At 57.5% G+C, this 25,888-nt stretch carries 24 protein-coding genes; 20 read left to right on the top strand and 4 right to left on the bottom strand.

Going from position 1 to position 25,888, the window contains the following annotated elements; genetic code table 11:
- Positions 1-108 precede the first annotated feature (108 nt).
- On the top strand, positions 109-558 hold the full coding sequence (locus GOX45_RS15375) for a MarR family winged helix-turn-helix transcriptional regulator (RefSeq protein ID WP_171102032.1): 450 nt from the start codon (positions 109-111) through the stop codon (positions 556-558).
- On the opposite strand, the gene GOX45_RS15370 is transcribed toward GOX45_RS15375, so the two are convergent.
- Positions 549-1,001 (bottom strand): MarR family transcriptional regulator, encoded by a 453-nt coding sequence (locus tag GOX45_RS15370; protein ID WP_171102031.1) that lies wholly within the window; start codon positions 999-1,001, stop codon positions 549-551. The genes GOX45_RS15375 and GOX45_RS15370 overlap by 10 nt on opposite strands.
- A 114-nt stretch (positions 1,002-1,115) precedes the next feature.
- Positions 1,116-2,288: a 4-hydroxybenzoate 3-monooxygenase gene (pobA, locus tag GOX45_RS15365; protein WP_171102104.1), complete on the bottom strand. Its 1,173-nt coding sequence runs from the start codon at positions 2,286-2,288 to the stop codon at positions 1,116-1,118.
- A gap of 59 nt (positions 2,289-2,347) precedes the next feature.
- Between pobA and GOX45_RS15360 the strand changes: the two genes are divergently transcribed.
- The 13 genes from GOX45_RS15360 to GOX45_RS15300 all read left to right on the top strand — a co-directional run bounded on the left by GOX45_RS15360 (position 2,348) and on the right by GOX45_RS15300 (position 17,265).
- Positions 2,348-3,235, top strand: a complete 888-nt coding sequence (locus tag GOX45_RS15360; protein ID WP_254446038.1) for a helix-turn-helix domain-containing protein — start codon at positions 2,348-2,350, stop codon at positions 3,233-3,235.
- A 116-nt stretch (positions 3,236-3,351) separates the two neighbouring features.
- The gene (locus GOX45_RS15355) at positions 3,352-3,825 is read left to right on the top strand and encodes a hypothetical protein (protein ID WP_171102030.1); all 474 of its coding nucleotides are present in this window, start codon (positions 3,352-3,354) and stop codon (positions 3,823-3,825) included.
- Positions 3,826-4,113: 288 nt separating this feature from the next.
- Positions 4,114-5,388 carry an urea ABC transporter substrate-binding protein gene (gene urtA / locus GOX45_RS15350; RefSeq protein WP_171102029.1) on the top strand — a complete coding sequence of 425 codons (1,275 nt, stop codon included), beginning with the start codon at positions 4,114-4,116 and terminating at the stop codon, positions 5,386-5,388.
- A gap of 76 nt (positions 5,389-5,464) precedes the next feature.
- Complete coding sequence (urtB, locus tag GOX45_RS15345) at positions 5,465-7,432, top strand: urea ABC transporter permease subunit UrtB (RefSeq protein ID WP_371808986.1); 1,968 nt, start codon at positions 5,465-5,467, stop codon at positions 7,430-7,432.
- 10 nt (positions 7,433-7,442) lie between these two features.
- Complete coding sequence (gene urtC, locus GOX45_RS15340) at positions 7,443-8,696, top strand: urea ABC transporter permease subunit UrtC (protein ID WP_171102101.1); 1,254 nt, start codon at positions 7,443-7,445, stop codon at positions 8,694-8,696.
- Positions 8,693-9,433, top strand: a complete 741-nt coding sequence (gene urtD / locus GOX45_RS15335; RefSeq protein ID WP_171102028.1) for an urea ABC transporter ATP-binding protein UrtD — start codon at positions 8,693-8,695, stop codon at positions 9,431-9,433. The genes urtC and urtD overlap by 4 nt, the downstream gene beginning before the upstream one ends.
- Before the next feature lies 1 nt (position 9,434).
- Positions 9,435-10,130, top strand: coding sequence for an urea ABC transporter ATP-binding subunit UrtE (urtE, locus tag GOX45_RS15330; RefSeq protein ID WP_171102100.1), 696 nt, complete (start codon positions 9,435-9,437; stop codon positions 10,128-10,130).
- 207 nt (positions 10,131-10,337) lie between these two features.
- Positions 10,338-10,895 carry a DUF2087 domain-containing protein gene (locus GOX45_RS15325; RefSeq protein WP_171102027.1) on the top strand — a complete coding sequence of 186 codons (558 nt, stop codon included), beginning with the start codon at positions 10,338-10,340 and terminating at the stop codon, positions 10,893-10,895.
- A gap of 60 nt (positions 10,896-10,955) precedes the next feature.
- Complete coding sequence (locus GOX45_RS15320) at positions 10,956-12,686, top strand: ATP-binding protein (RefSeq protein WP_171102026.1); 1,731 nt, start codon at positions 10,956-10,958, stop codon at positions 12,684-12,686.
- The gene (locus GOX45_RS15315) at positions 12,683-14,023 is read left to right on the top strand and encodes a sigma-54 dependent transcriptional regulator (RefSeq protein ID WP_171102025.1); all 1,341 of its coding nucleotides are present in this window, start codon (positions 12,683-12,685) and stop codon (positions 14,021-14,023) included. Before GOX45_RS15320 ends, GOX45_RS15315 begins: the two co-directional genes overlap by 4 nt.
- Positions 14,024-14,143: 120 nt before the next feature.
- Positions 14,144-15,154: a TRAP transporter substrate-binding protein DctP gene (dctP, locus tag GOX45_RS15310; RefSeq protein WP_171102024.1), complete on the top strand. Its 1,011-nt coding sequence runs from the start codon at positions 14,144-14,146 to the stop codon at positions 15,152-15,154.
- Between the two features lie 66 nt (positions 15,155-15,220).
- Entirely contained in the window at positions 15,221-15,859 is a 639-nt protein-coding gene (locus GOX45_RS15305) for a TRAP transporter small permease subunit (RefSeq protein ID WP_171102023.1), read from the top strand.
- Positions 15,860-15,864: 5 nt separating this feature from the next.
- Positions 15,865-17,265, top strand: coding sequence for a TRAP transporter large permease (locus tag GOX45_RS15300; RefSeq protein WP_171102022.1), 1,401 nt, complete (start codon positions 15,865-15,867; stop codon positions 17,263-17,265).
- A 10-nt stretch (positions 17,266-17,275) separates the two neighbouring features.
- Here GOX45_RS15300 and GOX45_RS15295 read toward each other — a convergent pair whose 3' ends face one another.
- Together GOX45_RS15295 and GOX45_RS15290 are read right to left on the bottom strand one after the other, a co-directional pair.
- Complete coding sequence (locus GOX45_RS15295) at positions 17,276-18,145, bottom strand: amidohydrolase (protein WP_171102021.1); 870 nt, start codon at positions 18,143-18,145, stop codon at positions 17,276-17,278.
- The gene (locus tag GOX45_RS15290) at positions 18,142-19,155 is read right to left on the bottom strand and encodes a nuclear transport factor 2 family protein (RefSeq protein WP_171102020.1); all 1,014 of its coding nucleotides are present in this window, start codon (positions 19,153-19,155) and stop codon (positions 18,142-18,144) included. The genes GOX45_RS15295 and GOX45_RS15290 overlap by 4 nt, the downstream gene beginning before the upstream one ends.
- Positions 19,156-19,294: 139 nt before the next feature.
- Here GOX45_RS15290 and GOX45_RS15285 point away from each other — a divergent pair, with 139 nt between their 5' ends.
- From GOX45_RS15285 to hisD, 6 genes are all read left to right on the top strand, one after another.
- Entirely contained in the window at positions 19,295-20,368 is a 1,074-nt protein-coding gene (locus tag GOX45_RS15285; RefSeq protein ID WP_171102019.1) for an ABC transporter ATP-binding protein, read from the top strand.
- 48 nt (positions 20,369-20,416) lie between these two features.
- Positions 20,417-21,628, top strand: a complete 1,212-nt coding sequence (locus GOX45_RS15280; protein ID WP_171102018.1) for an ABC transporter substrate-binding protein — start codon at positions 20,417-20,419, stop codon at positions 21,626-21,628.
- A gap of 66 nt (positions 21,629-21,694) precedes the next feature.
- Positions 21,695-22,717, top strand: coding sequence for a carbohydrate ABC transporter permease (locus tag GOX45_RS15275; RefSeq protein WP_171102017.1), 1,023 nt, complete (start codon positions 21,695-21,697; stop codon positions 22,715-22,717).
- Between the two features lies 1 nt (position 22,718).
- Positions 22,719-23,873, top strand: a complete 1,155-nt coding sequence (locus GOX45_RS15270; RefSeq protein WP_171102016.1) for a carbohydrate ABC transporter permease — start codon at positions 22,719-22,721, stop codon at positions 23,871-23,873.
- Between the two features lie 126 nt (positions 23,874-23,999).
- A complete protein-coding gene (locus GOX45_RS15265; protein ID WP_171102015.1) occupies positions 24,000-24,530 on the top strand; it encodes an ester cyclase in 531 nt (176 codons plus the stop codon).
- 11 nt (positions 24,531-24,541) lie between these two features.
- Positions 24,542-25,873: a histidinol dehydrogenase gene (gene hisD, locus GOX45_RS15260; RefSeq protein ID WP_171102014.1), complete on the top strand. Its 1,332-nt coding sequence runs from the start codon at positions 24,542-24,544 to the stop codon at positions 25,871-25,873.
- Positions 25,874-25,888: the final 15 nt, after the last annotated feature.

Below are 25,888 nucleotides of genomic sequence, written 5' to 3'. Positions count from 1 at the left end.
ACTTGTCCTAAGCATTCGTTGCATTTGCAACGATGTCAAGATATTTGTTGCATTTGCAACGAAAATCGTTTCATCTTGCTGTGAAACTTGGAAATAAAATTGGTGCTTATGTCCCAGACACTGCCGGAATTCGATTTCGACGGCTTCCTCCCATACCGTATGACGGTTGTCGCAGCGCGGTTAAGCGCCGAGCTCGCGCAACATTACAAGTCAACATATGGAATAACGACGGCGCAATGGAGGGTGATATTGAACGTTGGTTATTCGGGTGCGGTGTCGGTTCGTGACATCGAAAAGAAAGTTAATCTTGAAAAATCAAAGGTCAGTCGAGCCGCCGCCAAGCTCGAAGCCGAAGGGTACATCACCAAAGATATTGATCGGGCTGACAGGCGGCTGGTGAAGCTGCAACTCACACCCAAGGGAGCGCAATTGTTAAGCGAACTGGTGCCGCTGGCAAAGGCATATCAACGCAAGCTCGAAGCCGAATTGAAGGGAAACCTGCAAGGGCTGCAATCCGCCTTGGATATTTTGACGCAAAAAGAACCGCCTCAGGGCTGAACCTGTTCCGAGGTCTCACGCTCTGACATGGCCTGGGTCAGAGCTCTTAGCCCCTGGTCCAGCGCAGCGCGATCAGAATCCGTCATCAAACCAAACACCTCTTCTGCGCGGGCCTGCACCTTTGGAAACACCGTTTCGAATGTTTTCTGGCCTTCACTTGTGCAATGATAAACGCGAAGCCTGCGATCTGTGTCAGAGGTGGTCCGACGGATCAAAGACTTGTCCTCAAGTTTCTGCGCTGCACGACTGACTTGAACCTTGTCCAAGGACGTCTTTTGCGCCAGCTCTAGCGACGTGAGACTGCCCGCATTTGCCAGCAGGAACAACAACCTCCACTCTTCCCGAGAAAGGCCATAGGTTCGGCAATAGACATCTACCAGTGTTTGCGAGAATGCTTCGGCAGCGACGGCCAACCGGTATGGAAAAAAAGAGTCCAGTTGCACTTGCCAACCTCCCGCGCGAACATCTGTAGTGAAGACTAAGCCGCGCGCGTGGGCGAAACAACGGCATTCTCCGCCACCCTAACGATGCACGATTGTTCGATGGGTACAGGCCCCTCAGAACGGTAGTCCGACATAGTTCTCAGCAAGTGATTTCATGGCGGCTTCGGATGCAAACAGGTAGTCTAGTTCGGTCTGTTGCAATCTTTGGTCATAGGCGATGCGGTCGGGAAACAGGTGCAGCAAGTTTGTCATCCACCAACTGAACCGCTGCGCCTTCCAAACACGCGCCAGCGCCTTTTCACAATAGCTGTTCAATCCGGCGTCGTCGCCGTCCTGATAGTGCGCTACCAAAGCGTGATAAAGATAATAGATGTCGCTGGCAGCCGAATTCAGCCCTTTGGCTCCGGTTGGCGGTACGATATGGGCGGCGTCTCCGGCCAAAAACAGGTTTCCATAGCGCATGGGTTCGGCCACGAAACTGCGCAGTGGGGCGATTGATTTTTCAATCGACGGCCCGGTTTCCAAACTATCGGTAACATCTGCGGGCAGACGCGCCTTGAGTTCCGCCCAAAACGCCTCGTCCGACCAGTCTTCGACCCGGTCGCCCGACGGCACCTGAATATAGTACCGGCTCAGAACTCGGCTGCGCAGCGAACACAAGGCAAAGCCACGCGCGCTTTTGGCATAGATCAGTTCAGGTGAGACAGGTTTGGTTTCGCTGAGTACGCCCAGCCAACCAAAGGGAAAGACCTTTTCGTATTCCGTCAACACGTTGTCCGGGATCGATTTGCGGCTGACGCCATGGTACCCGTCCGCTCCGACCACATAGTCACAATCAATTTGGATGTGGTCAGTGCCGGTGCGACAGGTGATTTGGGGGACGTCCGACGTCAACGCGTGCAACTGCACGTCTTCAACGTTGTGAAGCACCGTGCCCCCCAATTTGTCGCGCGCTTCATACAAGTCGCGGGTCAGCTCGGTCTGGCCGTAGACCATCACAGATTGTCCGCCCGTGTAACCGGCCAGATCGATCCGGCGCTTGCGTTCGCCATCGGCAATGAAAAAGCCATCATGGATCTCACCTTCGGAATCCATCCTTGCGGCACATTGGGCCAACCGCATCAGCTTGACGAAGCCGTGTTCCAACACACCTGCACGAATGCGGCCCAGCACATAGTCGCGACTGTGTTTTTCCAAAACAATCGTGTCGATGCCCTGAAGGTGTAACAATTGGCTCAGCAAAAGGCCCGAAGGACCACCGCCGATGATCCCGACCTGCGTTTTCATGATCTGCACGCGTATCCTCCCCTGTGGGTTGACCTTGCCCTGATCCGGGTGAGGACTGAATGGATGTTTCCATTCCTTTTTGGTACAAATCGAACATGTCCGGCATTCAGAACTATAACCTGTACGGCGAGATCCGCGATCTTCCCGATGTGGTGCATTGCGAAGCGATCGAGCAGCGTTCGAAGCTGCACAACTGGGCGCTGCGCCCGCACCGCCACGCGCGCCTGCATCAGGTCCTTTTGGTCGACAAAGGTGGGGGCGAAGCGATGCTGGAAGGCGATAGCTTTGGCTTAGGTGCAGGCAGCCTGGTTAACCTGCCGATCGGTTCGGTGCACGGGTTCACGTTTAAGCCGCAGACAACCGGCTGGGTCGTAACATTGGCTGCCGAGTTGCTTGATCAAGGGTTACTCGACCGCGAAGGATTGCGGCTTGAGCTGAGAACCGCACGGGTGCTCCGGTCAGATGACGAAATACGAAACGTGGTACGGTCCATCTTTGCCGAACATGCAAACAGGTCCTTTGCGCGCGCGCATATCCTGCGGGCCTATTCCGCGTTGCTGATCGGTCTGGTGGCGCGTCGAATAGCGGGGCAGGTCCCCAAGCCCGATCAGAATGACGATGGATTGCTGCGCCAATTCGAGCGTCTGTTGGAAAAACATGCGTTAGATCATCTGGGGGTGGCGGATTATGCGAGTATGATTGGCGTAACCCCAACGCATCTCAGCCGGGTGGTGCGCCAGGCAACCGGGCATTCGGCGTCGGCCGCGATTGCGCAGAATATGGTGCGAGAGGCGCGTCGCAATCTGGCGTTTACCAACCTGTCGATCTCAGCAATCGCCTTTCAGTTGGGGTATGACGACCCTTCGTATTTCAGCCGTGTGTTCAGGCGCACTACGGGAATGTCCCCGCGCTCCTTCCGTCGTAGTCTTGGACAGGACAAGGCTTAAGGTCAGAACGGATCCAGTTACGACAGCCGGGCCCGTCTGACGGTTCAGACGGTCGCGCCGGTCTGTTTCGGGACCTATGAGCGTTGGCGTAAGATCGGCTCTGGCTGGGCGCTTCGATGCCAGGGGCGTCGTGCCACAATGCGGAGAAATTTATAAACTGCCAGCTTGACGGGCGAATTTTCGCCTGTGAAGCTGAAAAAATGATCAGTTTAAGAGCAGTTTTGGTGTCTTCTTTGGTCTGCCTGTGCGCTTCAGCCGGCATGCTGCGCGCTCAGGATGATCTGGTCAAATCCTTCGCAAGCTGCGCCGGGCGTTATTCGGCCGAGATGGAACATGCCTGGCTGATCAACGATCCAAAGGCAGAAGATCTTGAATTGCGCCGCAGCGGATTTGTTGAGCTGCTGGAGGCGACGACCACGGCTGCAAATGCGCAGGTCGTTTTGCATCATCGCATAAACACCAAGCATGCCCATGCACGTTTGCTGCAAACGGCTTCATTTCACTCAGATACCGACGAATCCGTGACCGCGCGCAAATTGGCGCTGCGTCTTTTGGAGCAGTGCGAATTGTTAATTCTTGGTGGCGCATAGGGCAAAAATTACGCAGACGCCCAAATTTTAGCCGTCAGCGCCCGAAGCGCCTTAGAATTGAGCATCAGCCTTAATCTTTTCAAGAACACCGGTCGTGGGACTCTGACCCGACCGCATCACTGACTTAGCAAGAGCGTGCGCCGCTTGGCGGCTTAAAAAATGTGCGAAGGTGTCCGGCCTAGGAACCAGATGACTCCCTCGCACACCGCAATTTTGCGTAGGGGGGTTATATGGGGTGTTTCGATGTCCTGAACAACCCCGCTGCGCATCGCAAAAAAGGAAACGCTGATGCACACCAAACTTCTCAACACAACTGCTGCTGTCCTGTTCGCAAGCGCCCTACCTGCGCTGGCAGATTGTCCGATCAAGGTTGGCGTCTTGCACTCGCTGTCCGGTACCATGGCGATTTCGGAAACCACGTTGAAAGACACGATGGAGATGCTGGTCGAACAGCAAAACGAAGCGGGCGGCTTGCTGGGATGTGAGCTGGAAGCCGTTGTTGTTGACCCGGCATCCGACTGGCCGCTGTTTGCTGAAAAAGCGCGTGAACTGCTGACCGTTCACGAAGTAGACGTGATTTTCGGCAACTGGACTTCGGTATCGCGCAAATCGGTTCTGCCGGTCATCGAAGAGCTGAACGGCCTGCTGTTCTATCCGGTTCAGTATGAGGGCGAAGAAAGCTCGAAAAACGTATTCTACACCGGTGCCGCCCCGAACCAACAGGCAATCCCGGCCACTGATTACTTCCTGGACGAGCTGGAAGTTGAGAAATTCGCGCTGCTGGGCACCGACTATGTCTATCCGCGGACAACCAACAACATTCTTGAAAGCTATCTTCAGCAAAAAGGCATCGCCGAAGAAGATATCTTTGTGAACTACACCCCGTTCGGTCACTCGGACTGGTCCAAGATCGTAGCAGATGTTGTTGCCCTTGGCGCAGACGGTAAAAAGGTTGGCGTGATCTCGACCATCAACGGCGACGCGAATGTGGGCTTCTACAAAGAACTTGCAGCCGCAGGGATCTCGGCCGATGACATCCCGGTTGTTGCCTTCTCGGTTGGTGAAGAAGAACTGGCCGGTCTGGATACCACAAACCTTGTTGGCCACCTGGCAGCCTGGAACTATTTCCAGTCGGCAGACAGCGAAGCCAATGAAGGCTGGGTCGAAGCCTGGAAGGCGCGCATGGGCGAAGATCGTGTGACCAATGACCCGATGGAAGCCCACTATATCGGGTTTAACATGTGGGTGAATGCGGCGACCGAAGCCGGAACCACAGATGTGGATGCTGTTCGCACCGCAATGTACGGGCAGGAATTCCCGAACCTGACCGGTGGAACAGCCGTGATGCTGCCGAACCATCACCTGGCCAAGCCGGTTCTGATCGGTGAGATCCAGGAAGACGGTCAATTCGACATCATCAGCCAGACCGAAGAAGTTCCGGGTGATGCGTGGACAGACTTCTTGCCCGAATCCGCCGTTCTTGTGTCGGACTGGAAAGAGCTGGGTTGCGGTATGTACAACACCGAAACCGAAAGCTGCGTTCAGATCAAATCGAACTACTAAGATCTGAACCCGAAATACTCGGGGCGCGCGCGCGCTTAGATGCGTGCCCCGAGACCTAATGCTGAGGTCTTCCTAAATGATGCTTCCGTTCAAGCGGGCTGTGTTGGCCCTGCTGATCCTTGCGGCCCCGACACTGCTGCAGGCGCAATCGGCTGAGGCTCCGGTGCAGCAGGTTTTGCAAACCCACGCCGACGTCATCGTCAAATCGTCGCGCAAGACAATCGGTCCCGCCATTGATGCGCTGGCCACAAGTGGTTTGCCCGAAGCGCAGGTTGTGCTTGAACGCTGGCAGGCAAAAGACATGTGGGTCAACAAAGAGACCGGTCTTTTCGTTTTTGCAGAAAAGGCAGATGGCGGGTTGCAGCTGTTTGACGTGTCGGACGGATCAGAGATCGGCTCAGAGATCGGCATCGCAGACAGGAAACAGTTCAAGCAGTTGAAACCCAATTCGGGCATTCGGGGCATGATCGCATCTGCCCTTGTGCAGTTCCGCCTGAATGATCCAAACCCGGAAAACCGCGCCGACGCGTTGACTGCGATCGAACGAGATGCAGAAGCGTCTCATCTGGCTGCGCTGCGCGGTGCGATTGATACTGAGGATGACGCAGACCTGAAGGTCCGCAAAGAACGGCTGGAGCGTCTGTTGACGATCCGGTTCGATGAAGACGAAGCCGCGCGTTTGGCCGCGATCGAAAGCTTTGCCGGTGATCTGGGTGTGGACGTGCGCGCGACGCTCAACCCCTTGGTTGCCTCTGAAATCCAAACTGCCCAACAGATCCCGGACGGGGCTGTTTCGATTAAGGTCGGCTCGGACGATCTGACCCGCGATCAGGCATATAACCTTCTGGTTGATGCAGGTTTTGCACCTGCGCTTGTTGATAGCGCCTCCGTCAAAGAAACATTGATCGCCAATATCTCGGGCGACACGGTTGCAGGCGTTCAGGTCGCCAGTTTGAACGAAGACGCCGCGCGGGCTGCGGCTTACCAGCTGTTGGCTGAGCAGGGCCTGGCTGACCCTCTGGTCACCCAGAATGAAATAGACAAGGCGATTGAAAGCCACAGTTTCTTTCGCGTCTATGTCGGAGCCCCTCTGCCCGTCGCTTTGGCCGCGCAGGCCACATTGCAAGACATTGAGACACAGGTGGCGCTGAACCAAACCGCCGATCTGGTGCTGGACGCGCTGTCTCTGGCCTCGATCTATTTTCTGGCCGCGATTGGCCTTGCCATCACCTTTGGTGTGATGGGCGTGATCAACATGGCGCATGGTGAGTTCATCATGATGGGCGCCTACACCGGATATGTTGTGCAGCTGTTCATTCCCGACCTGACCCTTTCAATCCTTGTCGCCATTCCGTGTGCGTTCATGGTGACATTCGGAGCAGGTGTGTTGATGGAGCGGCTGGTCATTCGCTGGCTGTATCACCGCCCGCTTGAGACGTTGCTGGCCACCTTCGGGGTGTCCATCGCGTTGCAGCAATTGGCCAAAAACATCTTCGGCACACAGGCGCGTCCGCTGACCGCTCCGGCCTGGTTGGACGGATCGATGGTGATCAATGACATCGTCTCAATCAGCTATATCCGCATCGCGATCTTTATTCTGGCGCTGCTGTTCCTGGCGCTGTTTCTAATCGTCATGAACCGCACACGGCTGGGGCTAGAGGTGCGCGCGGTCACTCAAAACCCGCGTATGGCAGCGTCGATGGGGATCAATCCCGACCGGATCAATATGCTGACCTTCGGCTTTGGATCGGGCATCGCAGGTATCGCGGGCGTGGCGATTGGGCTTTATGCCAAAGTGACCTCGGAAATGGGGTCCGACTATATCGTGCAAAGCTTTATGACCGTAGTGGTCGGCGGTGTTGGCAATATCTGGGGCACGCTCTTGGGCGCGACCATGGTGGGCACACTGCAAAAAGGGATCGAGTGGCTGAACCCGTCGAACACACTCGCGGCGCAGACCTACATGATCCTCTTCATCATTCTGTTCATCCAATTCCGGCCACGCGGCATCATCGCGCTCAAGGGCCGGGCGGCGGAGGCGTAACATGGTTGAGATGACCTCTACCGCCTTGCCGCGCCGCAAACCGCTGGTGCTGCGCTACCCGTCGGTTGCGATCTTTCTGATCATCTTGGCGCTGTTCACGGCAGTGGTCACGATCCTGGGCGAAGGGTTCGGGATCGGAGTGATCTCGACCAGTTTCATCAAGACGCTGGGCAAGACGCTGTGCCTGTGCCTTGCGGCTCTGGCGATGGATCTGGTCTGGGGCTATACCGGCATCCTGTCGCTTGGGCATATGGCCTTCTTTGGCATCGGTGGCTATGCCATCGGCATGTGGCTGATGTATGCGCGCACCGAGATCATCGTGCGCGACAGTCTGGCAGCGGCGGCCTTGCCACCCACGCCGCAGGAAATCTCGGACGGCATCGCCACGCAGATTTTCGGCGTTGTCGGGGCGTCAGAATTCCCACCGATCTGGAGCCTGGCCCATTCCTTCCCGCTGCAACTGGCGGCAGTGGTGCTGGTGCCGGGTCTGCTGGCCTTTGTCTTTGGCTGGCTGGCTTTCCGCAGCCGGGTCACGGGCGTTTACCTGTCGATCCTGACGCAAGCCATGACATTGGCCTTGTCGCTGTATCTGTTCCAGAACGACAGCGGCTTGCGTGGCAATAATGGCCTGTCTGGCCTGCAAAACCTACCGGGGCTTGAGGATGTTCCGCAATCAACCGTATCGATCCTGTTCTTCTGGGCCTCAGCTCTGGCGCTTGGACTGGGCTATGTGCTGTGCGCTTGGGTGGTGTCGGGCAAGTTCGGGTCGGTGATCCGTGCCATCCGCGATGATGAAAGCCGGGTGCGGTTTTTGGGGTATTCGGTCGAGGCCTATAAGCTGTTCATCTTTACCTTTACTGCAGTGATCTGCGGCATCGCAGGCGCGCTGTATTATCCGCAAGCCGGGATCATCAACCCGGCCGAGATCGCGCCCATTGCGTCCATCTATCTGGCGGTCTGGGTGGCCATCGGCGGGCGCGGGCGCTTGTATGGTGCGGTGATTGGTGCAGCCTTTGTGTCGCTGCTGTCGACCTGGTTCACCGGAGGACAGGCGCCTGACATTTCGCTTGGGTTCTACACGATCCAATGGGTCGACTGGTGGACCATCTTGCTGGGCCTGTCCTTTGTCGCGGTCACGCTCTTTGCTCCGCGCGGGGTGGGCGGACTGATCGACCGGTTCACCGAGCGTCGCGCACCTGACAGGCATGGCGCCGATCTTGGGCCTGATCTTGGATCCTTGCAGGAACGGGAGGCGGATAAATGAGCACGCTTCTCGAAGTGTCCGGTGTCTCGGTCAGTTTCGACGGTTTCAAAGCCATCAACAACCTGACCTTCCAGATCGGCCCTGCCGAAATGCGGGCGGTGATCGGGCCCAACGGTGCAGGCAAGACCACCTTCATGGATATTATCACCGGCAAGACCAAGCCCGATGACGGTCATGTGCTGTGGGGGGACAAATCGGTCTCGCTGTTGTCGATGACCGAAAGCCAGATTGCGCAAGCCGGGATTGGGCGCAAGTTCCAGCGCCCGACCGTGTTCGAAGACCAAAGCGTCGGTGAAAACCTGATGCTGGCGCAGAAGAACAAGCGCAGCCCCTTTGCTGTGTTGCGGTTTAAGCCCAGCCAGAAAGACCACGACAAAGTCGCTCAGCTGGCCAAGGAAATCGGTCTGGAGCAAGCTTTGGACCGCAAATCCGGCGAACTGAGCCACGGCCAAAAGCAATGGCTTGAGATCGGAATGCTGCTGGCACAGGACCCGCAGCTCTTGCTGGTGGATGAGCCGGCTGCTGGCATGACGCCGGCCGAGCGCGAACACACGACGGATATTCTGGTTGAGGCGGCCAAAACCCGCGCCGTGGTGGTGATCGAACATGACATGGAGTTCGTGCGGCGCCTCAATTGTAAAGTAACCGTTCTGCACGAAGGCTCGGTTCTGGCCGAAGGCTCATTGGATCACGTCACACAGGACGAAAAAGTCATCGAGGTGTATCTTGGACGCTGATTTGCTGAGTGTTTCCGATCTGTCGCTGCATTATGGCGGCAGCCAGATCCTGAACGGTGTCGAGTTCTCGGCCAAGCGGGGGCAGGTGACCTGCGTGATGGGCACAAACGGGGTGGGCAAAACCAGCTTGCTCAAGGCGATCTCGGGTGTGCATTCGCGCAGCGGCGGTAGCTATCAGCTGGACGGTGAAGATATCGGCAAGGCCTCGTCTTTCGAGCTGGCCAAGAAAGGCGTCGCCTATGTCCCGCAAGGGCGCGAGATCTTTCCTTTTCTGACCGTGCGCGAAAACCTCGAGACCGGATTTGCCTGCCTGCCGCGCAGTGAGCATTCTGTGCCGGATTATATCTTTGACCTGTTTCCGATTCTCAAAGAATTCCTGCCGCGGCGCGGCGGTGACCTGTCGGGTGGGCAACAACAACAGCTTGCCATCGCGCGTGCCTTGATCACCAAGCCCAAGCTTTTGCTGCTGGATGAGCCGACTGAAGGGATTCAGCCCAACATCATCAAGCAGATCGGTGAGGTGATCCGTCTGCTGCGCGATCAGGGCAATATGGCCATTGTTCTGGTCGAACAGTATTTCGACTTTGCTTTCAACCTGGGCGACAGTTTCCTGGTGCTGGAACGCGGCACGCCCGTATTGCGCGGCAGCAAGGCCGAGATTGCCGAAGATCAGCTGCGACAAGCCGTTTCGGTCTGACCCGCCAACGCGCCCTCGACGCACGGGCTTGCGCAGATCGGGCCAAGGGCGTAACACTCTGGTACGGTTGACAGTCACCGAGGCGTCGCTGCTCTGATCTGAGTGCTAAAACTGTCCACATCATACAAACGACATCGCATTCACTTTGGCGTCGTTTCGTTAAGCCAGCGACCGACGAAGCATCAGCACGCCAGAAATGGATGTAGGATGAGCAAAAATCCAATACCGCTTTATGTCGATGACCTCTCGGGGTTCACGCGCGCATTGTCAAAACAACTGGCCGGGCAAAGCCCGTCTCATCTGCTGTTGATGAACATGGTCGCTCGCGCAGCGGGGTTTCAGAATGTACAACATATGCGCGCGATTTCCGCGGCCAGAACGCGGATGCAGAACCGGCCGCATGAAGACAGCGTTGACGCGCGTTTGGTCGAGCGGGTTTTGAACCAGTTCGACGCGCAGGGACGCCTGCGCCAATGGCCGTCGCGGCGCAATGTGCAGACCATGGCACTGTGGGCCCTTTGGGCGCGTTTCCCGGCCCAGAGGGAGATGCCCGAGAAAGCTGTAAACGCAGCACTTGGGCAGGAACATCTGTTCAATGACCCGGCCACGCTAAGGCGGACGATGATTTCCTGCGGGTTGATGACGCGACAACGCGACGGCAGCAACTATTGCCGTGTCGAACAGGAACCACCCCCTGACGCCAAAGCAATCATCCACGCCCTGAGTGCCAGGCGCAAGATGCGGAGCCCGATAGGAGCATCATAGCAAAGGATGGACGGGCCAATGTGTCTGTGATTGTATGCGACCGCTGTGGATGGGCCGTCAATGCGATCAACCTCATATCTTGCCGTAAGCGTCGTGGGCGCCGTTGCCAGCCTTGGCATCTATCTGATGTCCTATTCGTATTTCCTGTCGGAAGAGCTTGAGAACATGCAGGGGCGCTTGTCGCTCTATCAAAGCTCGGTTTCGAGTGAGCTGGAGCGGTTTTCACACCTGACCTATGTGCTGGCGCAGGATTCCTTTGTAATCGGAACGGCGCAGGGCGATGCGACCGGGGCCTTGAATCGCAGGCTTGAGGATTTTGCCGATCAGGCCGGGTTGGATGCGATTTATCTGATGGATGAAGAGGGGATCACGATCTCGGCCTCGAACCACCGCGATGCGGGTAGCTTTGTGGGTCAAAACTATGGATTCCGCCCCTATTTTCAAACCGCCTATGCCGGCGATCAGGGCCGGTTTTACGCGATCGGAGCGACCACAGGTTTGCCGGGCTATTTCATTGCAAATGCGGTGCGGGGGGATGGACCTGATCCCATCGGCGTTGTCGCGATCAAGATCGACTTTTCCGATCTGCAAGACAGTTGGCGCCAATCGGGCGAACAGGTTTTGTTGGCCAATGAAGATGGGGTCGTGCTTTTGTCGTCAGACGCGGACTGGCGCTATCGCGTGCTCAGCCCTTTGAACTCCGAGCAACAGGAAAAGATCAAGGAGGCCCGTCAATTTCCGGGGCAAGACCTTGAACCACTGGACTGGACCGAGCTGCCTGGGGATCAGGCCCGGATTTCTGGGGTGAAGCGCCTGCACTTGGCGGCAACCGATCTGCCCCATGGCTGGTCGCTACACTATTTCGCCAGCGATGATCAGGTTGTTGCGCGCAGTTGGCTGGTGACGGCGCTGTTTGTGCTGATGGCCGGGGCCGCGTTCATCTTTTTGCAGGTTCAGCGCACGCGGCGGGTTGGCGCGGCGCTGGCGCGTTCGGAACAGGAAGAGGCGCAGTTGCGGCAGGCCAACGAGCGGCTGGCGGTGGAAATCGAAGATCGCAAGACCGCCGAACGGCGCTTGAAACGCACTCAGGGTGAGTTGGAACGCGCCAGCCGGTTGGCGGCACTTGGCCAGCTTTCAGCCTCTGTCACCCATGAGCTGGGCCAGCCGATCGCTGCCATGCGCAATCATCTGGTCGCGGCCGAGATCGGATCATCGGGCCAAACCGCGCTGACGCAGAAAATCGGTGGTCTGGTGGATCGAATGGAAGGCATTACGCGCCAGTTGCGGTTCTTTGCGCGCTCTGACAGCGAAGCGTTTGGTGATGTCGATCTGTGCGCCTCGGTTGATGCCGCGCTGGCCCTGCTGGCGCCGAATATCGAGCAATCGGGTGTCAGGGTCCAATTTGATCACCCGGATCAGCCGGTTCTAATCCGTGGCATTGCCCTGAGGATCGAACAAGTGATCACCAACCTGCTGCGCAACGCTATCGATGCGATGGACGATACGGACGCGCCGGAAATCCATATCTCGGTCACCCGGTCCGATCATGAGGCTATACTTGAGATTTGCGATAACGGTCATGGTTTGGGCGACGCCACCCTGGCCGAGTTGCAAGAGCCGTTCGTGACCACCCGCGAAAGCGGGCGTGGGATGGGTTTGGGTCTGGCCATTTCGGCCAGTATCGTCAAGGATCACGATGGCACGATGACAGCCCAGAACCGTGACAGCAGCGGCACGGTATTCCGCGTGACATTTCCCACGGCACTCAGACCCGAAGACACAGACTCATGACCCAACAGCAACCTTACCGTGTTCTGATCGTCGATGATGACAAATCGATGCGCTTGTCGCTGGTCGAATTGCTGGAAGCCGCCGGATGGGCGGTGACAGCGGTGCCGCGCGCGGCCCAAGTGGTCGAGCACCTTGCCAAAATCGTGCCCGACGTCATCCTGTCAGATGTGCAGATGCCGGGCATGTCGGGGCTTGATCTGTTGGCAAGCCTCGACAAGCAGATCGCTCCGCCGGTGGTCTTGATCTCGGCGCATGGGGATATTCCGATGGCGGTTCAGGCGATCCAGGACGGGGCCTATGGGTTCATCGAAAAACCCTATGAGCCCCGCCGTCTGTTGACCGTTCTGTCCCACGCGGCCGAGCAGAACCGGATGCAGCAAAGCAATTCGCGGCTGAAAGATCGGCTGTTCAAACTGTCCGGTCTTGATCGCGTTCTGCTGGGCCAATCGGACGGGATTGCAGGGTTGCGACAAACGGTTCTGGACCTTGCCGATACGGCGGTGGCGGTGCTGATCCAGGGGGAAACCGGGACGGGCAAGGAGTTGGTTGCCCATGCTCTGCACGATCTGGGCGGTGCGCCCGATACGCCTTTTCTGGCGCTGAACTGCGCCGCTCTGTCTGCCGATACGTTCGAGGCAGAGATGTTCGGGGTCGCGGGCACATCCGACGGGCGGTTGATTGCAGCCTCGGGTGGTACGTTGTTTCTGGATGAGATCTGTTCCTGCCCTTTGCCGGTTCAGGCCAAGTTGCTGCGGGTGATCGAAGACCAGCATGTATTGCCGGTTGGGGCGGTCACCCCAGTGCCCGTGAACCTGCGTATTCTCTCTGCCACAAACGAAGATCCCGTGAAGGCCGCCGAAGCGGGCCGGTTGCGTCAGGACCTGCTGTTCCGTCTGAATACCTTTGTCCTGACCCTGCCGCCCTTGCGCCAACGGCGCGACGATCTGGTTCTGCTGACGACGCATTTCCTGAATGAATTCGCACAGGTTTACGAGATTGACACGCCGGAACTGGATCAGGACGATATCGCCGCTTTGTTGGCGCATAACTGGCCCGGAAATGTGCGTGAGCTGCGCCACGTCTGCGAACGGCGCATCCTGACTGCGCGTCGGGGCGGGGGCTCTTTGGCTCTGGCCATACAAAGCGATCAGAATTTCGATGATGTGCCTGATACGCTGCGCGAGGCCGTGGCCGCATTCGAACGTGAGTTGATCGGCAAGGCGATCAAAGCCCACAAAGGCCGCATGGATGCCGCCGCCGAGGCATTGGGGATCGGGCGGCGCACTCTGAACGAAAAGATCGTCAAGCTTGGACTCGACAAGGATGCATTACTGTAGTCCAAGCGCTCTGCGGAAATCCGCAGGGCGGGGCGGGTTGATGGCGCATATTCCCACATAGCCACCTTGCACTAGCTTTCGTATATTGACGAAAAATCGCGTGATCTGGGAGGAACCACTATGCGCAAACATCTGAACCGGGCAGCTATTGCTGCCCTGACGCTGACCTTTGCATCCGAAGCCTTGGCGACTGAATGGAACGTGTCCTTGTGGGGCAAACGTCGCGCTTTTACCGAGCATGTTGAAAAGCTGGCAGAACTGGTTAGCGAAAAGACCAATGGTGAATTTACGCTGAACATCAGCTATGGCGGCTTGTCCAACAACCGTGAAAACCTGGACGGTATCTCGATCGGCGCGTTTGAGATGGCACAGTTCTGCGCGGGCTATCACCGCGACAAGAACCCCTCGATCACCGTGCTGGAACTGCCGTTTCTGGGCGTAACCTCTTTGGAGCAAGAGGTTGAGCTGTCGATGGCGGTGTATCAGCACCCTGCTGCTATCGAAGATCTGGGCCGTTGGGATGCGACCCTGCTGATGCCGTCGCCTCTGCCGCAATACAACCTGGTTGGTGTGGGCGACGCGCCCAAGTCACTGGCGGATTTCGAAGGGCTGAGCGTCCGCGCAACCGGCGGTATCGGTGCCGCGATGGAAACGGTTGGGGCTGTCCCCACCTCGATGTCGGCCACCGAAGTGCGTCAGGCGATGGACAGCGGTATCGTCAAGGCCGTCAGCTTTGCGCCCCACGCTCATATGTCCTTTGGTACAATCGAAAACGGCACGTGGTGGACAACCAACCTGAACCCGGGCACCGTGAACTGCCCTGTTGTGGTCAACACACCCGCGCTCGAGGCACTGTCGGATGAACATCGCGAAGCGCTGATGGGCTCGGTTCAGGAAGCATTGGATCACTATGTGAACTATTACGAGTCGCAAACCATGCAAGCCTGGGGTCCCGAACTGGACAAGCGCGGCATTGAGCGCGTGACCTTCACCGACGAAGAGATCGCCGCCTTCAAAGAAGCCGCTGCAGCCCCGGCCGCAGAAGCCTGGATTGCCGAAAACACCGAGCGTGGCCTGCCCGCACAAGAGCTTTACGACCTTGTGACCGGCAAGATCGCAAGCGGCAGCTAAACCACTCTGCACCCGGCGGCCCGTTCGCGGGCGTCGGGTGCCTTTTTCTGACAGCGGAGCATACCGATGGCCGGGTCATCCCTGGTGCTGTCCGACGACAGCCGCCTGAGTATCATTGATCAACGTCTCTATAAGCTGGAAAGCTTTCTGGCTCTGATCAGCGGTCTTACCGTTTTTGTCCTCATGCTGATGGCCGTGGTTTCGGTCGGCGGCAGAAATTTCGCGAACGCGCCGCTGCCCGGATATGTCGACTGGATCGAACAAGCCATGCCGCTGATTGCGTTCATGGGGATTTCCTACGCGCAGCGGGATGGCGGACATATTCGCATGGATATGGTTGTCGGCGCACTGAAAGGGCGGGTGCTCTATATTGTGGAGTTTGTGACCACTGCGTTCATCTTCGCGCTGATCATCTTGCTGATCTGGGGCAGTTGGGCCCATTTCAGCCGCAGCTTTGATTTCGGCGCCCCACTCTGGAGCCGCGACAGTTCCATCGATATCGGCATCCCGCTCTGGCCCGCCAAGCTGTTGGCCCCGGTGGCCTTTAGCGTCTTGTGCCTCAGGCTTGCACTGCAACTTTGGGCTTACGGCCGCGCCATTCGAAACCCCAGTGATGCTCCAATCGCTGTGCCCCTGATCGCAGATGCCGCAACCCAGGCTGCGATGGAAGCCGAGCACGTCTCGGGCAACGAAACCAAAGGTTAGGTCACATGGAACCGATTGATATTGGCCTGATCGTTTCAGGCGGAATGCTTGTTCTTGTTGTGCTGGGCATGCGCGTGGCCTTTGCGGCTGCCATGGCCGGTATGGTGGGCCTGATCTGGATCTTCTGGGCGAAGTTTGGTTATGACCCAGGGCGCTTTGGCCAGGCGGTAACAGTCGCCGTCAAGACCGCAGGGCAGGTGCCCCATTCCAAAGTGTCGAGCCAGGCGCTGAGCCTGATCCCGACCTTCATTTTGATTGGCTATTTGGCCTATTACGCCGGGCTGACCAAAGCCCTGTTCGAGGCCGCCAAACGCTGGCTGGCCTGGGTGCCGGGCGGGTTGGCTGTTTCGACCGTCTTTGCCACCGCAGGCTTTGCTGCCGTATCCGGCGCCTCGGTCGCGACCTCGGCGGTGTTTGCCCGGATTGCCATCCCTGAGATGCTGAAGATCGGATATGACAAACGGTTCGCAGCTGGAGTTGTGGCCGCAGGGGGAACCCTGGCCTCGCTGATCCCTCCGTCGGCCATTCTGGTGATCTATGCGATCATCGTCGAACAAGACGTCGGCAAGCTGCTGCTGGCGGGCTTTATCCCCGGCATGTTCTCGGCTGTGATCTATGGGCTGTTGATCATCGGTATGGCCGTTGTGATCAAAGGTTTCGGCCCGGCGGTCACAGGCTTTACCTGGAAAGAGCGCTTTCTGTCTCTGCCACCCGCCTTGCCGATCCTGATCGTGGTGATGACCATCATCTTCTTCGTCTACAACCCCTTTGGTGGGGACGCGTGGGGCACCCCAACCGAAGGCGGGGCCATTGGTGCCTTTGTTGTGTTCGTCATGGCTGTCTTTCGTGGCATGCGCTGGTCACAGCTGAAAGACGCGCTGCTTGAAACCGCAAAGCTGAGCGTGATGATCTTTACCATCATCTGGGGCGTGCTGATCTATGTCCGTTTCCTGGGATTTGCACAGCTGCCCAATGCGTTCTCGGACTGGATCACCTCGCTTGAGATGTCGCCAATGCTGATCCTGATCTGCATCCTTCTGGCCTATGCGGTGCTGGGGATGTTCATGGATGCCATCGGAATGCTGCTGCTTACTTTGCCGGTCGTCTACCCCGCCGTCATGGCATTGAACGGGGGTGAGGCGGTCAGCGCGGCGGACAGCACCTTTGGGATGTCGGGCACCATGTGCGCCATCTGGTTTGGCATTTTAGTGGTCAAAATGGCCGAGTTCTGTTTGATCACGCCCCCCATCGGGCTGAACTGCTTTGTCGTCGCCGGCGTGCGTGATGATCTAAGCGTTCAGGACGTGTTCAAAGGCGTGACCCCGTTCTTCCTGGCCGACGCCGCAACAATCGCCTTGCTGGTTGCCTTCCCTTGGATTGTGCTCTGGCTGCCAAGTCAGGTCTGACGGCTAAGATTCAGAACCGATAGAACCGGCGCGCTGTTTCACTGAACACGTGCCGGTTTTGATCTTCGCTGAGCAGTTGTTCGTGGTTCTCGACCAGCAGGGAATAGGTCGATGACAGGCTATCAACGGGAAAGTTTGATCCGAACATGCAGCGGTCGGCCCCGAACTGCGACAGGCAAGTCTCGACTATCGGGCGCACACTGTCCGCTGTCCAATTGTGGTCAAACATGCCAAGCCCGGACAGTTTGCAATAAACCTGCGGCAGGGCCGACAGGCTTTTCAACGCATTCGACCAATAGCTAAGCCCGTGTGCGCTGCGGTCATGGGGCGAGCCCGCATGGCACAGAGCCACCGGCGTTTGTGGTGCCTGCGCCAAAACCTCAGCTGTCTGCTCCATCAACTCGGGCAGCAATTGAAGATCAAAGGACAGGCCACGCGCGCCCAACTCTTGCAGGCCTTGAAGAAATCGGGGATCCGACAACAAGGCATTGGTTCCGGTTTGCGCGTCTTCCCCCGGTGCGCGACCAATGATCTGACGAACGCCACGAACCGATGGCAGGGATTGCAGCCGGTCAAGCTGAGCCCCCAGATCGTCGGCGGTCAGGTCGCCGAACGACACCTGTACAAGCGGCCAATCGGGGTTCTGATCGGCCACCTGCTGCACCCATTGCGCCTCGGCCCAGGGGTCGGCGGCACCAACCTGGATATGCACTGATGCATTAATCCCATGCGCCTGCGCATCAGCACGAAACTCGGGCAGCAGATAATCCCGTTGAATGGCGCTGGGGTCGCCAAAGAACCGAACAGTGCCTGTTTCCATCAGCCACGGGTAATGGACGGCGTTCAGATCCCAAAGATGGTGATGCGCGTCGATCTTCATGGTGTATCGATTCCAGTGGTCCGGTCGAGGATATCAACACCCTGCATTTTCCAGAAATGCAGAAGATCGATAAAGATCCAGTTCTCGGCCAGCTTGTCTCCTGCGCGGCGATAGATATCGATCACCCGAAACTCGCCGGGTTTGTCGGTGGCGGGCATCCCCATGAACCCGCCCGAAGGGGTAGCCACGAAATTGGGCCAACCGAAGAAACCGCCATAGTGACCTTCTGCCAGACGACAGATATGGCCTGTGCCGGATCGTTTCGAAAAGCCTGCGCGAAAGGGGCCCGAATGCTGTTTGGCATATCGCTCGATCGTGTAAGTGGCACCGATCCCTTCGGGACCCCACCAGATCATGTCGTCATGCCAGGTTCGGGCCAGCTCTTCCTCAAGCGGCAGGCCACTATCCCACCGGCCCAGATCGGCAATCATTGCGTTGATCAGATCAAGCGTCTTGATGCCGTCCTCTTCGGGCTGGTCTTGCATGAGCAACCCGTCATGGGTCATCGGGCCGGGCTGCACCAGATGCGCTGCGGTTTGCGGTTGAAAGGGGTTCTGACCGGCTTGCACCATCAAATGCGGAATGTCGAAATACATCGCGGTTTCGACGATCCTGCCCCCGGCGACACGGTAGAACGCGCAATAGCGCAGAAACGCCATTTTCCCGGTTGGTCGGATTTTCAGCCAGGCGTGATCAAACAGCCCCACCAGATGACCCATCGTGACCACCCAAGTGTCACCATCTTCAGCCAGTGAGTTCCGTCCGGCAAACAAGATGTCGACCCTGTTTTGCATTCGGGTCAGGCTGCGTTTCAGCGGCTGCCAGAAGGTTTCGACCACCTGCTCTGCGCCCAAGATTTCATCGAATGGATGAAATCCGCGCCACTTCAGGTCGGGCGTGCAGAATTTGGCGAAGATCGCCGGGATTTCGTCAGCGGATGCTGCATCCAGCGCAGTGTGAAACGCCGTGATGAATGTTTTTTCGTCGCGGAAACTTTGGGTATTTGCCATTTTTTTCAGCATGTTCGGAGTGTTTAGATTCGATCCTTGCCGTTAGTTTTGCATACGTATGCAAAAAAGTCTTGCCAGAAATGATGGGCCGCGAATACAGTTTTGCAAACGTATGCAACGAATCCTTCCAGGGGGCACTATGGCGGAAATTCAACTGCGCAACGTCGGCAAACGCTGGGGCTCTTTCGTGGGGGTTCACAATTTTGATCTGACCATTGCGGATCGTGAGTTCCTTGTGCTGCTAGGCCCCTCGGGATGCGGCAAGACCACAACGATGCGGATGATCGCTGGTCTGGAAGACGTGACCGAGGGCGACATCCTGATCGACGGCAAAGTGGTCAACGATCTTGAGCCAAAAGATCGCGATGTGGCCATGGTGTTCCAAAGCTATGCGCTATACCCCAACATGAATGTCTACGAAAACATTCGATTCCCGCTGAAAGTGCGCGGCATCGATCCGGCGACCCACGATGAAAAAGTGCGTCGCGCCAGCGCTATGGTCGAACTGGATGACTTTCTGCACCGCAAACCGGCCGAATTGTCAGGTGGCCAGCGTCAGCGTGTGGCTTTGGCCCGCGCTATTGTGCGCGAACCGAACGTTTTCCTGATGGATGAGCCGCTGTCGAACCTGGATGCCAAACTGCGGGTTTCGACGCGCGCGCAGATCAAGAACCTCAGCCACGAGCTGGCCGTTACGACAATCTATGTGACCCATGACCAGATCGAAGCCATGACACTGGCTGATCGAGTAGTGGTGATGAAACAGGGTGTGGTGCAACAAGTGGGCAGCCCCACCGAAATCTATGACCGGCCTGCAAACACCTTTGTCGCGAGCTTCATTGGCTCGCCTGCGATGAACCTGATGGAGGGTGAGGTCAGCGGCGGCGTTTTCCGTGCCGAAAACGTCGAGGTACCGGTCGATGCCCCCGATGGCCCGATGACACTGGGGTTTCGGGCCGAAGACGCAAGCCTGGCGGACGGGCAGGGCCACATCACCGCACCGATCTATACGCTCGAACTGCTGGGCGACGCGACCATGATCTCGGTCCGCGTGGGCGGTGCCTTGGTCTCGGTCAAAGCCGATAAATCATTTCGCGCCGAGATTGGTCAGACCGTCTCATTCTCGGTGCCGAAAGAAATCTGTCACCTCTTCGAAGCTGGAAGCGGTGCGCGGATCGGGGAAACGCCCCAGAACCAGCCCATACGGGCCTAACAACGGTCCGGACGTCGACGACGGACCGATCCTGACAGGGAGAAACGCATGAAACTCAAGACGATCCTTTTGGCAGGCGCTATGTCTGTGATGGCGGGCGGCGCATGGGCGTCCTGCTCGTATGAGAACGAAGTTCCGCTGAAATCGCTGACTGCGGGCTTTGAAGCTTGGAAAGCGGTGACCGACGCGATGGCCGAATGCGGCAATTTCAGCGCGTCGCTGGACCAGGAGTTCCGTGAAAAGCAGCCAGAGGCCTTTGCCGCAAACCCATCGCTCTATCAGATCGGTGGTGTCGCCAATGAGACCATGATCCCGCTGCTGAATGCGGGCACAATCCGTCCTCTGGATGATCTGGTCGAGAAATATGGCCAGGATCTGCTGCCCAACCAGCTGATCAAGGTGGATGGCAAGGTCATGGCGATTGCCATGATGGTCAACGCGCAGCACCTGATGTATCGCAACGACATTCTGGCCGATCTGGGCATTGAAGAGCCCAAGACCTATGACGACGTTCTGGCCGCTGCTGCCAAGATCAAGGAAGCGGGTGTCATGGAATACCCGATCGGCGGCACCTACAAGACCGGCTGGAACCTGGCGCAGGAATTCGTCAACATGTATATGGGCGAAGGCGGTGAATTCCTCGGGGAAGGCAACGCGCCTTCGATCAACAACGAAAAAGGCGTTAAGGCGCTCGAGACCATGAAGGCCATGACCGAGTTCATGGACCCCGAATATCTGGTCTCGGATTCCACCTATGTTCAGCAGCAATTCCAACAGGGCAAGATCGCCATGGCGAACCTGTGGGCCAGCCGTGCCGCTGCGATGAACGACGAGGCCGAAAGCCAGGTTGTGGGCAAGGTCACAATGGCGTCGGCCCCGATGGGTTCGGTACGTCCATCGACCACCATTTGGTGGGACGGCATCGTTCTGGCCACGAACATGAGCGATGAAGAGGCCGACGCCGCCTTCCGTCTGGTGATGGAAGGGATCGATGGTGACATGGTCAGCGCCAACAACGACACAGCTGTTTGGCTGAATGCGGCTTACCAGCCCGGTGAGTTGGCGGCTGGTGCTGCTGCATCCGCCGAGAACGGTGCAGGTGCATACCCCGCCAGCGCGGCGATGGGTGTTCTGCACAGCGCTTTGGGCAATGGTCTGGCCGATTACCTGACCGGTGCCAAAGACGCTGAAACCACTTTGGATGATATCGAGGCGGCATATATCACCGCAGCGAAAGAGGCCGGATTGATCAGCAACTAATCCTCTCTGGGGAGGGCTCCGGCCCTCCCTCTTTTCCCACGCGAGAACCATGAGAAAGGCAGAGCCATGAATTTCCGGACATTTGCCGCTTTTGTCGGCCCCTCTGTCTTTATGATGCTTCTCTTTATCGCGTTCCCGCTGGTGAGCGTGTTCAAGCAGAGCTTCTATATCACCCAACCCATCTACGAAACGGTCGAGGTCGAAACCTGTACCCCTGGCTTTTTGACCCAGACCTGCACGACCGAGGAGGTTTCGCAGCCCAAACTGGATGAACATGGTGAGGTGATCACCCGGACAGAATATGTGGGTCTGCAAAGCTATCTCAACGTGCTGGAACCGGAACGCGCGTGGCGTGCGATCACCAATGGTGAGTGGAACGTTCTGTCTACGATAGATTTCTGGAAGGCGCTGCGCTTTACGGTGACCTTCACCCTGATCACCCTGCCGCTGGTGGTTGGTTGTGGGCTGGGGATTGCAGTCTTGATCAACAACGCCGCCAAATCGATCAAGGGTCCAGTCATTTTCGTATCGCTGTTGCCGTTTATCATCACACCGCTTATCGGGGTCCTGTCAATCAACTGGCTGTTCCGGGGAGACGGAATTCTGACGGCGACGATGGAATGGTGGCTGCAACGCGATATCGCCCTGTTTGCGCAGGCCTGGACAATCGAGATCCTGATGATGCTCTATCGCGTCTGGCACGTGGCACCCTTTGCAGCGATCGTGTTCTATGCAGGGCTTCAGACCGTCAACCAGGACAGCCTGGAAAGCGCGGTGATCGACGGTGCGACGCGGTGGCAGCGCATGAAATACATCGTGATCCCACATCTGATGCCGCTGATCATATTTGTGTCGATGATCCACCTGATGGACGCGTTCAGAACCTTTGAAGAAGTTGTCGGCTTCTCGAGCCAAGGATATGTCATCTCGCTGCAATGGCTGACCTATGATTTCCTTGTGCCGGATCAGGCGGGCAACCGGTCGATCAGCCGGGCCTCAGCCAGCGCCATGCTGACCATGATCGGCATTGTCATCCTGCTTATCTTCCCGCTGCGCCGGACCTGGCGTGATCACAAAGGAGGCCACTGATATGTCCTCGCGCGCGCTTCGCCAACCGCTCAGCCTGCGGCTGACCTCGAATATCTTCCTCGCCTTCTGGTGCCTGGTGGCGGCTTTCCCGATCGTCTGGATCGTGGTGATGAGTTTCAAGTCACCTGTGGATGCCTATGACAGCAACGCGCTCAATGTGATTATGGGCCCTGCCACGCTGGCAACAGGGAACGGGCTTTCGGTTCTGGACATAATCCTGGGCATTGTCGTGATTTGGGGCACTGTGATTGTCGCAACCAAAAAGCTACCGTCGATGGTTTTGTCCTACACCAAACCTGGTCAGCATTGGTTTGGTTGGATCATTGGCGTTCTGGCGCTGCTGATCGGGTTTCTTGTGGTCTTCTTTGTCGTTCTGCCTGCAGTGTTGAACGTGCTGAACCCTCTGTTTGGACCGCTGGGGCGTGATGTGTTGGGGCTGACGACCGAGCATTATAAAACCGTCTGGGTAGATCGCGGGTTTTCCAGTAACTTCCGGAACTCTCTGATCGTCACCGCCGGTGTTGTCACCGTGTCGCTGACCGTCGGAACCTTGGCAGGCTATGGTCTGGCACGCTCTGGCTCGACCTTGGCGTTCTGGATCCTGATCATCGCGCTGATCTTCCGCGCCCTGCCGCATTCAGTGTTGGTGGCGGGATATTTGCCGGTCTTCATCAACTCGGCCGAATGGCTCAGCCCGATCCTTGGCGACAATGCACCCACGCTCTATGGCAAACCCTTTGCGGTGATCGCGGTGCTTGTGGCCATCAACCAACCCTTTACCATTTGGATGCTGCGCTCGTTCTTCCAGAACATCCCTGCGGAACTGGACGAGGCCGCGCGTGTGGACGGGTGCAATCATTTTCAAGCCTTCCGGCGTGTGATCATGCCGGTGATGTGGCCGGGCGTGATTACCACAGGTCTGTTCAGCTTCCTGCTGGCCTATAACGATCTGCTGGTCACTTCGCTGCTGTTGGATGCACAGAACCAGACGATGGTTCCGGCCATCGTGGGTATGTTCAACCGCGAAACCACCACAACCGATCAGGTTGTTGCTGTGGCCGCTGCTGTGTCGATCACCGCGCCTTTGTTCTTCCTGGTGATGATCTTCCAGCGCCAGATTGTCAGCGGTCTGACCGCCGGTGCGGTCAAAGGGTAATGAGCAATCATGCCCGTCATAACGCCATGTCACGCCACCCGGCGCTGAACAGGATGCCAAGGGATTTCCTGAGCTTTGGAGGGTTCTCTTCCAATCTCACCCCAAGGCACCCTGAAAGGATATGACATGAAAGGCTCGCGCCCCGAACAGGCGGTTTTGACCCGCGATACCGACCTAAGTAAGACCGAAGACACGCGCCGCGTGATTGAAACCATGGTGGATGGTCTGAATGACCACCGCATCGACGATATCGGCGAGTTTTTCGCCCAGGGTTTTCGTTGGATGGGCAATCAGGGCTGCGGAACAAAGACCGGTTTGAAAGAATTCCAGGACAATTGGCAACGCCCGTTTCAGGCCGCGTTCTCCGATAAGACCTGCATCGACGAGGCGCGTCTGTATATGGGCGAGTGGGCGGCTGCATTTGGCCGGCAAGAGGCCACCCATTCCGGTGAGTTTCTGGGCATCGCCCCCACCGGCAAGCGGGTTGAGATCCGCTACATGGATTTCTGGAAAGTGGTCGACGGCAAGATCGTCGACAATTGGGTCAACGTCGATTTCGCCCATGTGGCGGCGCAGCTGGGTGTTGATCTGTTCCAGGGCGAAGGCTGGGAAGCATTTGACCGGGGCGAGAAAGTTCCGCCTCGGCCCGAAAACTGAGGATTGAAAACATGGCAATCGAGTATCTCAAACGCGGTAAGTCTGACGCTGACCGGGCTGAAGATGACGCCAAAACCCGCGCCGTGGTCGAAGCGACGCTGAAAGACATCGAAGCGCGCGGCGATGCTGCCGTGCGCGAGCTGAGCGAGAAGTTTGACAACTATTCGCCGGCCTCGTTCCGGCTGAGCCAGCAAGAGATTGATGATCTGATCGCGCAATTGTCGGATCGGGAACTGGCGGATATCAAATTTGCGCAGGAACAGGTGCGCAACTTTGCCCAGGCGCAGCGGGATTCGATGTTGGATATCGAGGTGGAAACCCTGCCCGGCGTCATTCTGGGGCACAAGAATATCCCGGTGCAATCCGTTGGCTGCTATGTGCCTGGTGGCAAGTTCCCGATGGTGGCCTCGGCGCATATGTCCGTGGCCACCGCCTCGGTCGCGGGAGTTCCCCGCATCATCGCTTGTACCCCTCCGTTTCAGGGCAAGCCAAACGCCGCAGTGATCGCAGCCATGCATCTGGGTGGCGCGCATGAGATCTATGTCATGGGCGGCATTCAGGCCATTGGCGCGATGGCGCTGGGGACCGAGACAATCGATCCGGTGCATATGCTGGTTGGCCCTGGAAACGCGTTTGTAGCCGAAGCCAAACGCCAGCTCTTTGGCCGTGTCGGCATCGACCTGTTTGCCGGACCCACCGAAACCATGGTGATCGCCGATGAGGTGACCGCCGATGCCGAGCTCTGCGCAACCGATCTGCTGGGCCAGGCTGAGCACGGCTATAACAGCCCCTGCGTGCTGGTGACCAATTCACGCAAATTGGCCGAAGAGACATTGTCCGAAGTGGCCCGTTTGCTGACGATCCTGCCCACCGCTGACACCGCCAAAGTATCGTGGGAGGAATATGGCGAGGTGATCCTGTGCGACAGCTATGACGAGATGTTGCAGGTCGCCGATGACATCGCTTCGGAACATGTGCAGGTGATGACCGACCGAGACGACTGGTTCCTGGACAATATGACCTGCTATGGCGCTCTGTTCCTTGGGCCGCGCACCAATGTCTCGAACGGCGATAAGGTGATCGGCACCAACCACACGCTGCCGACCAAAAAGGCCGGACGTTATACCGGTGGGTTGTGGGTCGGGAAATACCTGAAAACCCATAGCTATCAGAAGGTTCTGACTGATGAGGCGGCGACGCTGATCGGTGAGTACGGCTCGCGCCTGTGTATGCTGGAAGGCTTTGTCGGCCATGCCGAACAATGCAATGTGCGGGTCCGGCGCTATGGTGGCGTCAATGTACCTTATGGCGAGGCGGCCCCGTATCGGGAAGCGGCGGAATAGGGGGCTCTGCCCCCA

The organism is Ruegeria sp. HKCCD7255, from assembly GCF_013031565.1.
Classification (GTDB): Bacteria; Pseudomonadota; Alphaproteobacteria; order Rhodobacterales; family Rhodobacteraceae; genus Ruegeria.
The sequence above is the reverse complement of the archived record's forward strand: the minus strand, read 5'-3'. Positions and strand labels throughout refer to the sequence as shown.